Origin of the sequence: Brevundimonas sp., from assembly GCF_041648055.1 — a bacterium.
GTDB lineage: Bacteria > Pseudomonadota > Alphaproteobacteria > Caulobacterales > Caulobacteraceae > Brevundimonas.
The window spans coordinates 165841-180177 of sequence record NZ_JBAZPS010000001.1 but is presented as its reverse complement, the minus strand read 5'-3'; the positions used below and the strand labels follow the sequence as shown (position 1 = coordinate 180177).

Annotated in this window: 8 protein-coding genes; 7 read left to right on the top strand and 1 reads right to left on the bottom strand. The window is 64.1% G+C overall.

What is annotated here, in order from left to right; all coding sequences use genetic code 11:
* Positions 1 to 249 precede the first annotated feature (249 nt).
* From WC585_RS00830 to WC585_RS00800, 7 genes are all read left to right on the top strand, one after another.
* Positions 250 to 3150, top strand: coding sequence for a TonB-dependent receptor (locus WC585_RS00830; protein WP_373255631.1), 2901 nt, complete (start codon positions 250 to 252; stop codon positions 3148 to 3150).
* A gap of 178 nt (positions 3151 to 3328) precedes the next feature.
* Positions 3329 to 4618, top strand: coding sequence for a sugar MFS transporter (locus WC585_RS00825; protein ID WP_373255630.1), 1290 nt, complete (start codon positions 3329 to 3331; stop codon positions 4616 to 4618).
* Positions 4619 to 4829: 211 nt separating this feature from the next.
* The gene (locus WC585_RS00820) at positions 4830 to 6989 is read left to right on the top strand and encodes a TonB-dependent receptor (protein ID WP_373255629.1); all 2160 of its coding nucleotides are present in this window, start codon (positions 4830 to 4832) and stop codon (positions 6987 to 6989) included.
* On the top strand, positions 6899 to 8083 hold the full coding sequence (locus WC585_RS00815; protein ID WP_373255628.1) for a PepSY-associated TM helix domain-containing protein: 1185 nt from the start codon (positions 6899 to 6901) through the stop codon (positions 8081 to 8083). The genes WC585_RS00820 and WC585_RS00815 overlap by 91 nt, the downstream gene beginning before the upstream one ends.
* Positions 8083 to 8274: a hypothetical protein gene (locus WC585_RS00810; RefSeq protein ID WP_373255627.1), complete on the top strand. Its 192-nt coding sequence runs from the start codon at positions 8083 to 8085 to the stop codon at positions 8272 to 8274. Before WC585_RS00815 ends, WC585_RS00810 begins: the two co-directional genes overlap by 1 nt.
* A gap of 127 nt (positions 8275 to 8401) precedes the next feature.
* Positions 8402 to 10075: an MFS transporter gene (locus WC585_RS00805; RefSeq protein WP_373255626.1), complete on the top strand. Its 1674-nt coding sequence runs from the start codon at positions 8402 to 8404 to the stop codon at positions 10073 to 10075.
* A gap of 91 nt (positions 10076 to 10166) precedes the next feature.
* The gene (locus WC585_RS00800) at positions 10167 to 13550 is read left to right on the top strand and encodes a PAS-domain containing protein (protein ID WP_373255625.1); all 3384 of its coding nucleotides are present in this window, start codon (positions 10167 to 10169) and stop codon (positions 13548 to 13550) included.
* 3 nt (positions 13551 to 13553) lie between these two features.
* On the opposite strand, the gene WC585_RS00795 is transcribed toward WC585_RS00800, so the two are convergent.
* Positions 13554 to 14177: a response regulator gene (locus WC585_RS00795; protein ID WP_373255624.1), complete on the bottom strand. Its 624-nt coding sequence runs from the start codon at positions 14175 to 14177 to the stop codon at positions 13554 to 13556.
* Positions 14178 to 14337 lie beyond the last annotated feature (160 nt).

Genomic DNA, 14337 nt, shown 5'->3' with positions numbered 1-14337 from the left:
ATCATTTTGCAATATTTTGCAGTGGATTTGACGCCTGTCAATCCATTGCGGCTGCAGGGCGAGATTGCGACGACGGATGAGTTTATCCCTGTTGCGCTGCGATAATCGCTCCTGACCTGTCGTATTTCAGTCACGATTAGCGGGGGCTGGATGATTACAGGCTTGCAACGTTCCCACAAGTTTGCATAACTTTGCGATCAGAGCCCGGACGCTTCATCAGAAATGCGACGGCCTGAGGGAGAGAGAGTTATGAGAACCCATGCCACGCGTCGTGCCCGTCTGCTCGCCAGTGCCGCAATCGGTGCTGCCGGATTGCTGGCCGTCGTCGGAACCGCTGCTGCTCAAGACGTCCCAGCACAGCCTGATCCCGATGAAGCGACCGAGATTGATGAGATCGTTGTCACCGGCATTCGCGCGTCCATCCAGAACTCGATCGCGGCCAAGGCCCGCAACACCTCGATCGTCGAGGTCATTTCCGCCGAGGACATCGGCAAGTTGCCGGATGTGTCCATCGCCGAATCTCTTGCTCGTCTGCCCGGCCTGACGGCGCAGCGCCTGGACGGGCGCAGCCAGGCCATCTCCATCCGAGGGCTCGGTCCCGACTTTACGACGGCTCTGCTGAACGGGCGTGAACAGGTCACGACTGGCGACAACCGGGGCGTGGAGTTCGATCAGTATCCTTCGGAATTGCTCAGTGGCGTAACGGTCTACAAGACCCCGGACTCGGCTCTGATCGGTCAGGGTCTGGGTGGCACTGTTGACCTTCAGACTATCCGGCCCCTGGCCTATGGTCGCCAGGCTATCGCCGTGAACGCGCGCTATGAGTGGAACGACATCGGGGCGCTGAACTCCGGCACGACCGATCATGGCAGCCGCTACTCTATCTCGTATATCGACCAGTTTGCGGACGACACGATCGGTATCGCTCTGGGCTATGCCCACATCAAGAGTCCCTACCAGTCCGAGCGGTTCAATGCCTGGGGTTATCCGACGGTGGATATTGGCAACGATCTCTACGGAGAGACGCTGATTCCAGATGGCCCACGTACAGTGCGGCCCGGTTATGAGGAGGAAGTCGGGCAGCTGGTCATCGGCGGAATGAAGCCCTACGTCATGTCCAGCGAACTGGAGCGTGACGGCTTCATGGGCGTGCTGGAGTTCCGGCCGAACGACCGGTTCACCTCGATTATCGACGCTTTTTATTCCGAGTTCACCAACACCCAGATTCTGCGCGGCATCGAGTTTCCGTTGTACTGGGGCGGATTGGCGGAAAATCCCGAGCGGAGTTCAACCGTTCTGGGCGGTTGTCAGATCAGCAACAATACTCAAACAGCGGGCTGTCGCCCCGCACCCGTTCTGCGGCCTGGCGCAACAGTCGAAAACGGCCTGATCACAGCCGGTACCTTCGATAACGTCAAGGGCGTGATCCGGAACGACGTCAACACCCGCGACAGCACGATCACGTCTCTGGGCTGGAATACGCAGTTCCAGGCCAGCGACAACTGGAGACTGGGGCTGGACCTGAACTACTCCAAGGTCGAGCGGCAGGACGTGGTTCTGGAGACTTACTCGGGTACAGGTCGCAATATCGACGGAGCGACTGACAGTGTCAGCTTTGTCACCGGCAGCGACGGCGTGCCTGTGCTGACCACGACACTGAACTATGCCGACCCGAACACCATCTTCCTGACCAGCCCTCAGGGGTGGGGTGGGGATATCGTTCCCGGCGGACAGGTCGGCTATCTGAACACGCCGTCGATCGACGATGAGATCAAGGCTGTGCGTCTGACGGCGCGTCGTGACTTCAATGGTGGTCTGTTCAGCTCGATCGATTTTGGCATCAATCTGTCGGACCGCGAGAAGTCCTTTGCCAACGACCAGTTCTTCCTGGGGGCTGCGGGTGACACGACGCCGATCCCGACCCAGTTCCTGCTGGCACCGACCCGGTTGGACTATCTCGGTATTCCGGCGGTCATCAGCTATGACGCACTGGGCCTGGTAAACTCCGGCTTCTACACGCAGGCTCGCAACCCGAACGCGGACGTCCTGAGTGGCAACTGGGTCGTCGGCGAGACGGTCAATACCTACTACGTCAAGGCCAACATTGACCACGAACTGTTCGGACGCGCCCTGACCGGCAACCTCGGTCTGCAGATCGTCGACACATCTCAGGAATCGAGCGGCTTCTCGGCCAGTGGCACGGGCAGCAGCACCGTGTCCATCGCGGTCAATGGTGGCGACGACTACGTCGAGGTCCTGCCTAGCGCGAACCTGATCCTGGAGATTGGCGAGGACCGGTTCCTGCGGTTTGCCGCGTCACGAGTTCTTGCTCGTCCCCGCATGGACGACATGCGAGCGTCGCAAAACTACAACTTCAATGTCGGCAACAACAATGACACGGCCACGCCAGAGCTGAACTCGCCCTGGAGCGGTGGTGGCGGCAATCCGGAACTGCGGCCAACGATCGCCAATGTCGTTGACCTGTCGTTCGAACAGTATTTCGCGAACCGGCGGGGCTATGTCTCGGTTGCAGCTTTCTACAAGGATCTGGAAACCTACGTTTACACGCGCAATCAGATCTTCGATTTCACCGGATACCCGACCAACGCACCGGGCGTTACGCCGGTCATCAATGAAGGCATCGTTTCAACCCCGGCCAACGGCGATGGTGGCTACATCAGCGGTATCGAGTTTGCCGCCTCCGTGCCGTTCGAGGTCTTCCATCCGGCACTGGAAGGCTTCGGCCTTCAGTTCAGCGCCTCGCAAACGTCCAGCGAGATAAAGCCGGACGGCGTGAACACAACGGCCCTGCCTGGGCTGTCGGAAACGGTGGTCAACACGACCATCTACTACGAAAACAGAGGCTTCCAGGTCCGGGCATCGAACCGTTACCGCTCGGATTTCCTGGGTGAGGTCGCCGGTTTCGGCAATGGCCGAACCTTGCGCAGTGTCGGCGAGGAAAGCGTGGTGGACGCCCAGATCGGTTACCAGTTCGAATCCGGCGCCCTGGAGGGCCTATCTTTCCTCGCTCAGGTCAACAACCTGACCGACGAGCCGTTCTACACGTTCCAGAATGGCGACGAGCGCCAGGTCATCGACCATCAGACCTATGGCCGGTCGTTCCTGGTGGGATTGAGCTACCGCTACTGACCGCCCTGAACGGTCGAACTGGGCCGCCGCGGGAGACCGGGGCGGCCTTTCTTTTTGCTGGCAGCGCAGGGCACTTTTGGTTACGGCCCGCGAAAATGCGCTGGACGCAACCGCGCACGGATGAAACCTAGAGCGCATGATCGTCGCGCGGATGCCGCCGACGACTCCGGGGAGAGACATGACCGACACTTCGACCGCACCACGCAAGGGCACAGGCCTGGCCTTCGCTTATGTGACTACGCTGTTTTTTGCCTGGGGGTTTGCGACCTCGTTGATCGACCCACTGATCGCGGCGGTGCGCAAGGTATTCGACCTGACGACGACCGAGGCGCTGCTGACCGCCTCGGCCTGGTTTATCGCCTATGCTGTGGTGTCTATCCCCGCTGCAGGGATTCTGGGTCGGCTAGGGTACAGCCGCTCGATCATTTCCGCCCTCGGCGTGATGGTCGTTGGGTGTTTGATCATCCCGCTGGCCACCCTGGTCGACGTCTATGAGATCGTGCTGCTTGGTCTGTTTGTCATAGCATCGGGCGTAACCCTGCTGCAGGTCGCGGCCAATCCTCTGGTCGCCGTGCTCGGCTCGCCGAAGGGGTCCCATGCGCGCCTGAACTTCTCGCAGTTCTTCAACTCGCTGGGCACCACCTTGGGGCCGCTGCTGGGCTCCAGCGTTCTGCTGACGGGCGGCGTGTTCGCAACCGGTGCCGTAGTCACGGCGGCGACGCGCGACGAGTCGCTGCGCAGCATCGACTTCGCCTTCCTGGGGCTGGCCTCCGTCTTCGCCGTAGTCGCGTTTTTCATCTTTACGGCCCGCAAGAAGATCAATGCTGCAGCCGAGGGGGCTCAGGGCGACGCCGTCTCCTCACCGCTAAAGGCCTTCAGCTCGCGCTGGGCCGTGTTCGGGGCCCTTGCCATCTTCGTCTATGTGGGATCCGAGGTGACCATCGGCGGCCTGCTGACCAACTTCCTGGCCAGCCCGTCCATTCTTAACCTGCCCGAGGTCGATGCGGGTCGTCTGGTCAGCTTCTACTGGGGTGGCGCGATGGTCGGTCGCCTGATCGGTGCGATCCTGCTGACACGCGTGCCTGCCGGCGTCTTGCTGACGGTCAATACGGTGATCGCCGCGATCCTCTGCTTGGTGGTGACGCAGTCCTCGGGCACGACCGCCGCCTATGCCGCGATCGGCGTGGGTTTCTTCAACTCGATCATGTTCCCGACCATCTTTACCCTGACGCTGGAGCGTTCCAGCGCGCCGGTGTCGGCAACCTCGGGCCTGCTGTGCACGGCCATCGTCGGTGGGGCCGTCCTGCCCCTGATCGGCGGGATGTTGGTCGACGATGCGACCGAGATCTTCAACCCGGCTTTCTTCGTGCCGCTGGTCGGCTACGCCCTACTGGCGGTCTTCGCGGTGGCTGCGGCGCGTAAGAAGCCGGAAAGCCGTGAGGCGGAAGTCGCCACGACATTCCACTAGTTGCTTGAGGCCGCCGATATCATCGGCGGCCTTTTTCCGACCGGGGTTAGCTGTTTCGCTTTGCCTCAGGCAGCACGAGCGGTTGATGCGTGCTTGCGCATCATCAGCGCAGCAAATCGCCGCATTTTACCCGGACCGCTAGATCAACGTTGAATGAGCTGGCTTCATCCTATACTGCGACGCGTTCTCATTATCGTGAAGGCGTCGTCCCATGCTCCGTACCCTGCTTCTGGCCTCGACTGCAGCCCTGATCCTGGGTTCCCAGGCACAGGCTCAGGATACCGAGGTCACACAGATCGACGACGTGATCGTCACGGGCTCGCAGGTGACCCTGACGTCGCCCTATGCCGGTGGCCAGGTCGCGCGCGGTGGACGGGTCGGGCTGTTCGGCAATCTGGGCGTCATGGACACGCCATTCGCCACGACCAGCTATACCGAAGAGCTGACCCGCAATCAGCAGGCCCGCAGCGTCGGCGACGTGCTGCAGAACGATCCGGCGGTGCGCGTGTCCAAGGGCTTCGGCAATTTCCAGGAGCTGTACGTCATCCGCGGCTTCCCGGTCTATTCGGACGACATGACCTACAACGGACTGTACGGCATCCTGCCGCGTCAGTTCGTGGCGGCGGAGTTTCTGGAGCGGGTCGAGGTCTTTCACGGTGCGACGGCCTTTCTGAACGGGGCGGCTCCGGGTGGCAGCGGCGTCGGCGGGGCCTTCAACCTGACGCCCAAGCGGGCCCCGGACGAAGCCCTGACGCGGCTGACCGCCGGGATCGACGGCGAGAGCGAGTTGTATCTGGCCGCCGATATCGCCCGGCGCTTCGGTGCCGCCGACGACTATGGCTTGAGGCTGAATGTGGCCCGCCGGGACGGGGAGGCGGGTGTCGAGGGCGAAAGCCGCGAACTGACCGCCGTCGGCCTGGGTCTGGACCGTCGCGGCGCGCGGGCGCGGTTCTCGGCCGACATCGGCTATCAGGACCACCGCATCGACGCGCCGCGCCCGACCGTGACGCCGCTCGGGGCCGTACCCACGCCCCCAGACGCGGACAGCAATTTCGCCCAGCCCTGGACCTATACCGACGAGCGTCAGCTGTTTGGTGTCGTGCGCGGCGAGTTCGATCTCAGCGACACCGTCACCGCCTGGGCCGCCTTCGGTGGTCGTCAGGGCGAGGAGGCGAATATCCTGGCCAACCCGGCGGCCCAGCCCGACGGCACGCTGAGCGCCTATCGCTTCGACAATACGCGCGAGGACACGGTCTGGTCCGGTGATATCGGCGTGCGTGCCGAGCTGACCACCGGTCCGGTCGGGCATACGTTGGTGGCCTCGGCGTCGCAGGTTCAGTCCAGGTCGCGCAACGCCTATGCCTTCTCCGACTTCGCGGGTTTCGCCAGCGATCTTTACGCGCCAGTTGTCGCTAGTCCGCCTGTAACGGACGCCCTGGTCGGCGGCGACCTCGACAATCCTCTGGTGACCGAGCGCGTCAACAACAGCAGCGTCGCCGTTGCCGACATGATGTCCTTCATGGACGGCAGGCTGCTGGCCACGGTCGGTGCCCGGTATCAGCAGATCGAGACGCGGACCTACGACTACAACACCGGCGCGCCTTCTCCGGCGGTCGAAGGCGACGCGATCACGCCGGTGTTCGCTCTGGTCTACAAGCTGAGCGACGCTGTGGCCGTCTACGCGAACTACGCCGAGGCCCTGCAGCCCGGCAAGATCGCGCCGTCGGTCGTCAACGGTGTGCGCGTCCAGAACGTGCAGGAGGTGCTGTCGCCGTTCCGCTCGAAACAGAGCGAAGTCGGGGTGAAATATGATGGAGGGACCTTCGGCGGCACGCTGAGCCTCTTCCAGACAACCCAGGCCACGGAGTCGTTCTACATCGTCAATCCGGACGCCCCGCCTGCTGATCAGTTTGGCATCTACGGCGACGGTGATGAGCAGCAAAACCGGGGTGTCGAGGTCAGCGTATTCGGCGAGCCGGTTCCCGGCCTGCGTCTGATCGGCGGAGCAAGCTGGTTGGATACCGAGATCGTCTCAACCGAAGCCATCGGCGTCCCTGACTTCCAGGCCAACGCCAATGTCGAATGGGATGTTCCTCAGTTCGCTGGTCTGACCCTCGAAGGCCGCGCCGTCTTCACGGGTGAGCAGCAGGTCAATGAAGCGAACACTGTGCAACTCGACAGCTGGACCCGTTTCGACGCCGGTTTGCGCTATGTGACCCAAGTCGCGGATCGCCCGGTCACCCTGCGAGCCCGGGTCGAGAACCTGGCAGATGAGGATCAATGGGTCGCCGTCGGTGGCTTTCCGGGGGCCAACTATCTGACGCTGGGCGCGCCGCGCACCTTGCGGCTGTCACTGTCGACGGACTTCTGAGGCGGATGCAGACACGCACCCTCAAGGGCTGGTCGTGGGTCCACAAGTGGTCGAGCCTGGTCTCGACCGCCTTCCTGCTGATGCTGTGCATCACGGGCCTGCCGCTGGTGTTCAGCCATGAGCTTGATCACCTGCTGCTGGACGAGCCGTGGGCGCCCGCCCATGCGGACGGGCGTCGTCTGTCGCTGGATCAGGTGCTGGAGACCGCACTGGCGCGTCAGCCCGGTGAGGTGCCGGCCTTCATGAGCTTCGACGAGGACCGGCCGGTGGTGAACGTCACCAGCCGGAGGCCCGATGCGCCCGAGGGGCAGTACTCATTCCAGCCCATCGACCAGACCAGCGGCGAGGCGGCTCCGCTGGTGGCCGGTCATCCGGTGATGGAGTTCTTGCTGCAGCTTCACACCGACATGTTCCTGGGTCTGCCGGGCATGCTGTTTCTGGGGGCGATGGGGCTGCTGCTGGTGGTCGCCGTGGTGTCGGGCGTGGTGCTCTATGTGCCGTTCATGCGGCGGCTGGTGTTCGGGACGATCCGGATCGACAAGGCCGCGCGGACCCGGTGGCTGGACTATCACAACCTGCTGGGCATCGTGACGGTGGGCTGGGTCCTGGTGGTCGGGGTGACCGGCATCGTCAACACCCTGGCGACGCCCATCCTGGCCTACTGGAAGGATACGGCGCTGAAGGAACTGACGGTGGCCTATGCCGATCCGGCCCCGGTCGGCGAGCGGGCCTCCCTGGATGTGGCCGTAGAGCGGGCGAGAGCGGCCCTGCCGGGCAAGACACTGCAATTTGTGGCTTTTCCCGGCACCGCCTATTCGACGGACCACCACTACGCCGTGTTCTTCCATGGCGACACGCCGTTGACGACGCATCTGACGACGCCAGCCCTGATCGATGCACACACCGGCGAACTGGCCGCCATTGCGCCGACGCCCTGGTATGTGAAGACCCTGGCTCTGTCGCAGCCGCTGCATTTCGGCGACTATGGCGGGCTGGCGCTGAAGATCGTCTGGGGCATCCTGGACCTGGTGACAATCATCATCCTAGGCTCGGGTCTGTACCTGTGGCTTGGCAAGCGACGGAAGGCGATCTGATGCGTCGGTCGTTTCCGCTCGTCGCTATACTGGGTGTGCCCCTGCTGCTTATGATCCTCAGCCTGACCGGCCTTGTCGGTGCGTTGATCTATGATGGAGCCTGGGATGTCATTGGCTCGGCCCTGCTGGGAGTCACCATCGGTGTAGCCCTCTGGGCCTGGGTCCGGGCCAGGATCACTCATCGTCGCTAAGGTCAGTCTGGCCTTCGACCAAAGTCTCTCTCTGCACTCATGAATGCGGCTGTCACTGTCACGGTGACGATCGCTTCGGGCGATGCGTGAGAACAGCCGATAACGGCGAGCTTTGGGAGGCTAGACTATGACCGATAGCGCGATAGGCGCACCGGCCGAACCGGAACATGTGGTGGACAAGAACGACCGCCTGGTGATTCTGGCGTCGTCCGTCGGCACCGTGATCGAATGGTACGACTTCTATCTCTACGGATCGCTGGCCGCGATCATCACGGCCCAGTTCTTCTCGGGCGTGAACGAGACCACAGGCTATATCTTCGCGCTTATGGCCTTTGCCGCCGGGTTCGCCGTGCGTCCGTTCGGAGCGGTGTTCTTCGGGCGGCTGGGCGATCTGTGGGGGCGCAAGAATACCTTTCTGGTCACCATGCTGCTGATGGGGCTGTCGACCTTTGTGGTGGGTCTGTTGCCGTCCTATGCGGCCATCGGCATCGCCGCGCCGATCATCCTGGTCGCCATGCGTCTTATTCAGGGTCTGGCCCTGGGCGGCGAGTATGGCGGGGCCGCGACTTATGTCGCTGAGCATGCGCCCAAGGGCAAACGCGGTTTCTACACCTCGTTCATCCAGATCACGGCCACTGCCGGTCTGGTGCTCAGCCTGCTGGTCATTCTGGGCGTGCGCCTGGCGGTCGGTGAGGAGGCCTTTGCGGAATGGGGCTGGAGAATTCCATTCCTGGTCTCGATCCTGCTGCTGGGCGTTTCGCTGTGGATCCGCCTGAAGCTGGCTGAAAGCCCGTCGTTCAAGCGGATGAAGGCCGAAGGCAAGGGTTCCAAGACGCCGCTCAAGGACTCCTTCGGCAAATGGCCGAACCTGAAGTTAGTGATCATCGCTCTGGTCGGTCTGACGGCCGGTCAGGCGGTCATCTGGTACACGGGTCAGTTCTACGCCCTGTTCTTCCTGGAACGGGTCATGAAGATGGACGCCACCCTGGTGTACATACTGCTGGCCATCGCGCTTCTGGCCGCCTCGCCCTTCTTCATCTTCTGGGGCTGGCTGTCGGACAAGGTGGGGCGCAAGCCTATCATCCTGGCGGGCTGCCTGATCGCGGCGATTACCTACTTCCCGCTGTTCCAGGCCCTGACGCATGCCGCCAACCCGGCGCTGGCCGCGGCGACGGAATCGGCACCGGTGACCATCTATGCGGACCCGGCGGACTGTAATCTGCAGTTCGATCCCGTGGGCAAGACGGTGTTCAACCAGTCCTGCGACCTGGCCAAGTCCTACATCGCCAAGGCGGGCGTGAACTACACCAATGTCGCGGCTCCGGCCGGGACGGTGGCAGAGGTCCGCATCGGCAACGACGTGGTCTATCCGGCCTTCCGCGGCGAGGCCCTGAGCACGGCCGACTTCGCAGCCCAGAAGAAGACCTGGGAAGCCGGTCTGGGTGAAGCCCTGACGACCGCCGGCTATCCGGCCAAGGCCGACAGTGCGCAGGTCAACAAGCCGATGGTGGTGCTGATCCTGTTTATCCTCGGCTTCTATGTGACCATGGTTTACGGCCCGATCGCCGCTGCCCTGGTCGAGATGTTCCCGACCAACATCCGCTACACCTCGATGTCGCTGCCCTATCACATCGGCAACGGCTGGTTCGGTGGCTTCCTGCCGACCACGGCCTTCGCGCTGGTCGCGGCGACAGGCAACATCTTCTACGGCCTTTGGTACCCGATCATCGTCGCGCTCGCGACGGTCGTGCTGGGCTTCTTGCTGGTCAAGGAAGGCAAGGACGTCGATCTCAACGCCTGATATCGATGACGTGCAGACAACAGGGGGCGGGTCGACCGGAAACGGTCGGCCCGCCCCTTGGCCTTGCGACACAGCCCGGGAGCCTCTCTAGATGAGTGCGATGCTCAGCCTGGTGATCCTGTCGATGGTGGCCGCCTATATGGCGATGCTGTTCCTCGTCGCCTGGCGTAGTGAGCGGCGCGCGGCGCGGGGCAAGCCGGGCCGCATGGGACCGTGGGCCTATGCCCTGTCACTGGCCATCTACTGCACCTCCTGGACCTATTATGGCGCGGTGGGTACGGCGTCGCGGGACGGGTGGGAATACCTGCCCATCTATATCGGCCCGGCCCTGGGGATCGTGCTGTTGTTCCCGATCTGGCGCAGGATCGCGGCGACGGCCCGGCGCGAGAACGTCGGGTCCATCGCGGACTTCATCTCCTCCCGCTATGGCAAGAGCCAGGGACTGGGGGCGCTGGTCGCCTGCGTCGCCATCGTGGGGTCGCTGCCCTACATCGCACTGCAATTGAAGTCGCTGGCCATGGCCTGGACCCTGGTCATGGCCGATACGCCGGTGGCGGGGTCGGAAGGCCTGACCGTGACCGGGGTGGCCATCGTGCTGGCGGGGTTCACCATCCTGTTCGGGGCCCGGCGTCCTGACCTGACGGAGCACAATCGCGGTCTGATCCAGGCCATCGCGCTGGAATCGGTGGTCAAGCTGGCGGCGCTGGTGGCCGTGGCCGTGTTTGCCGTCCTGCTGATCCTGGGGGCGCCGGACAGCGCGGAGATAACCGCCAGCCTGGGCCGTCTGGCCTCTATGCCGGACCTGGACGGGCGCTTCATCGCCATCACTGTTCTGGCGACCCTGGCCATTTTCTGTCTGCCCCGACAATTCCACGTCGCCTTCGTGGAGGCGGCGGCTCCGGCGGACATCCGGCGGGCGCGATGGGTCTTTCCGCTCTATCTGCTGATCACCAGCCTGGCGGTCATCCCGTTGCTGGCGGCAGGCGGACTGTTCTCGGCCATCGCCAATCCGGACCTGTTCGTGCTGGACCTGCCGTTCAGCCAGGGCAATGGGCTGCTCACCGCCGTTGTTTTTGTCGGCGGATTTTCGGCGGCGACGGCCATGGTCATCGTGGAGACCGTGGCCCTGTCCGCCATGGCGTCCAACAGCTTGATCCTGCCGCTGGTTGCGCGCGATCGCTGGCGGGCGCGGGAGGACGGCTCGGACATGGCCGGGGCCATCCTTCAGGTCCGGCGCGTCGTGATCTGTGCGGTGCTGTTTCTGGCCTGGCTGTATTTTCAGGCCATGGACCGGTCCAGCGGCCTGGCCTCCATCGGCCTGACATCGTTCGCCGCCTTGGCCCAACTGGCCCCGGCCCTATTCGGTGCGGTCCTGTGGAGGGATGGCCATGCGCGCGGGGCCTTCGCCGGGATTGTGGCGGGCACGGTCATCTGGTTCGTGCTGCTGGCCTGGCCTCAGGTCGGATCGTCGATGGGGCTGGCGGATGCGACGCCGTTCGGGATCGCCGACACCCTGCCGCTGGGGGTGTTTCTGAGTCTTCTGGTCAATACGGCGATCTATGTCGGTGTCTCGCGACTCGTACAGCCTCGCCTGATCGACCGGGTTCAGGCTCGCGCCTTCGTCGACAGGCTGAGCCCGGATTGGCGTGAGCCCAATCCCGCTCCGGCGGGTGCCCTGATCGGCGATCTGAAGACGCTGGTCGCCCGATTCGTCGGCGAGGCGGGGGCCATGCGCGCCTTTCAGGCTCTCGAGCGCGAAACGGGGCAGGTTCTCAGGGACAAGGACCCCGCCGATGCCGGCCTTGCCCGAGCGGCCGAACGCATGCTGGCCGGGGCGGTCGGTGCATCTTCGGCACGGCGCGTCATCTCGGCGGCTCTGGCGGGGGGAGGGCGCGCGCCGGAGGACGTGGTGCGGATGCTGGACGAGGCCTCGCAGGCCGTTCAGTTCAATCGCGAGCTTCTGCAAGCGACCCTGGACAATATCGATCAGGGCGTCAGCGTCGTCGACGCGGACCTGCGGCTGATCGCGTGGAACGCGCGCTATGTGGCCCTGTTCGACCTGCCGTCCGGCTTCGTCCACGTTGGCCAGCCGGTCGCCTCCATCTATCGCCTGAATGCCGAGCGGGGTGAGGTCGCGGGGGACATCGAGGCCTGGGTCGAGCGGCGGCTGGAGGCGCTGCGTCGGCGCGAGCCGCATGTCTATGAGCGCATCCAGCCCAATGGTCGCGTTCTGCGCTCGACCGGCACGCCCATGGCCGGCGGCGGCTATGTCACCAGCTATACCGACATCACCGAGCTGCGCCGCGCAGCCGAAGCGCTGGAAGAGGCGAACGAGCGGCTGGAGGCGCGGGTCGCCGATCGTACCGAACGCCTGGCCGAGGCCAAGCGCATGGCCGAGGAGGCGACGGCCTCCAAAACCCGGTTTCTGGCCGCGGCCAGCCACGATCTGCTGCAACCGCTCCACGCCGCTCGGTTGTTCATCGCGGCGTTGAAGGAAGAGCCTGGCCTGACCGATGCCGGGCCGCATGCCCTGGCCGACAACGCCGACCGATCGATCGAGAGTGCCCATCGGCTGCTGAAGGCCTTGCTCAACCTGTCTCGCCTGGAAGCCGGGGGTGTGAAGCCGACGGTGCAGCCCCTATCGATCCAGAGCCTGTTCGATGACCTGCTGCGGGAGTTCGAGCCCTTGGCCACGGCGAGAGGGCTGCGGCTGAAGGTCCTGCCGTCCAGCCTGTGGGTGGCTTCGGACCGGGATTTGCTGCGGTCCATGCTCCAGAACCTTGTCGGCAACGCCATCCGCTATACGGATCGCGGGGTCGTGCTGCTGGGTGTCAGGCGGCAAGGCGATCACGTCCGCTTCGAGGTTCACGACACGGGGCGTGGGATTCCGACGGGTCAGCAGCAGAGCATCTTCGGGGAATTCGTGCGGCTGCCGTCTGCCTCGGGCGAAGAACCGGGAGCCGGTCTGGGGTTGGCCATCGTGCGCAAGGTGGCCGACTTGCTCGGTCAGACAGTGACCGTGGTGTCGCGTGAAGGGCAGGGTTCGAGCTTTGCGGTAACGGCCCCGCGCGCCGAGCCCGCCATCGCCCAAGCCGTGGTTCATGGGGCGGCATCCGTCGGGCTATCGGGTCTGCGTGTGCTGTGCGTCGACAACGATCCAGCGATCCTGGCGGGCCTGACGGCGCTTCTGGCCCGGTGGGGCGTAGAGATGACGACGGCTGCGGATGCCGATGCGGCCCTGGCTCTCGACAGCATCATCGACGTGGCTCTGGTTGATCTGCATCTCGGCGATGGGCCCGACGGGCTGGTTGTCGCCGACACCCTGCGGCGCAGAGGGCTAGCACACATTGCCCTGATCACCGCCGATGCAGATGAAACCTTGGCTGCCCGTGCCGCCGATGCGGGAGCCACGCTGCTGGCCAAGCCGGTCAAGCCCGCCGCCTTGAAAGCCTTCCTCAGTCGATTGGCCGTTTAAGCTTCACGCCGCGCTGGGGTCGAGATCCAGAGTTCGGGCGGCGATGACGGCCTGGGTCCGGTTCTGGACCCCCAGCTTGCGGAACACGCCCGTCAGGTGCGCCTTGATGGTCGCCTCGGTTACGCCGAGGTCGAAGGCGATCTGCTTGTTCAGGCGCCCGCACTGAAGCCCGGTCAGGATCTTGAGCTGGGAGGGCGTCAGGCTGGCGATCCGCTTTTCCAGATCGCCGATCGGGACATCGTCGAACAGGACCGGGGCGGCGACATCGCCGGCTAGAACGCGGGTCAATGCCTCCACCATCTCGTTCAGCGAGGCGGACTTGGGAATGAAACCCGACGCCCCAAAGGCCAGCGCTCGCCGAATAGTCGGCACATCTTCGCTGGCCGAGACCACGACGACAGGCGTGGCGGGGAACTCGCTGCGCAGGGCGACCAGGCCGGAGAACCCGTCGCAGTCCGACAGCTTGAGATCCAGCAGCACCAGGTCGGCCGGCATCTTCAGGGCTTCACGCGCACCGGCCAGACTGTCGCACTCGTCGATCTGTGCGCCCGGCAGAGCGCGAGCCACCGCAGAGGCGACGGCCGCGCGGAACAGGGGATGATCGTCGGCGACGACGACACGATCCATGGGCATCCTTCCTGGCGTGACCGGGTTCTTGCGACGGCTTACAGCGGCATTGTGACACCCCTAGACCTTGGTCGAAACTAGACCAATGGCTAATGGCCCCGACCGCCCCCTATCCCTGAAGCTGTCCTCAGGGAGGTTCGCATCAGACGAACCCGGGAGG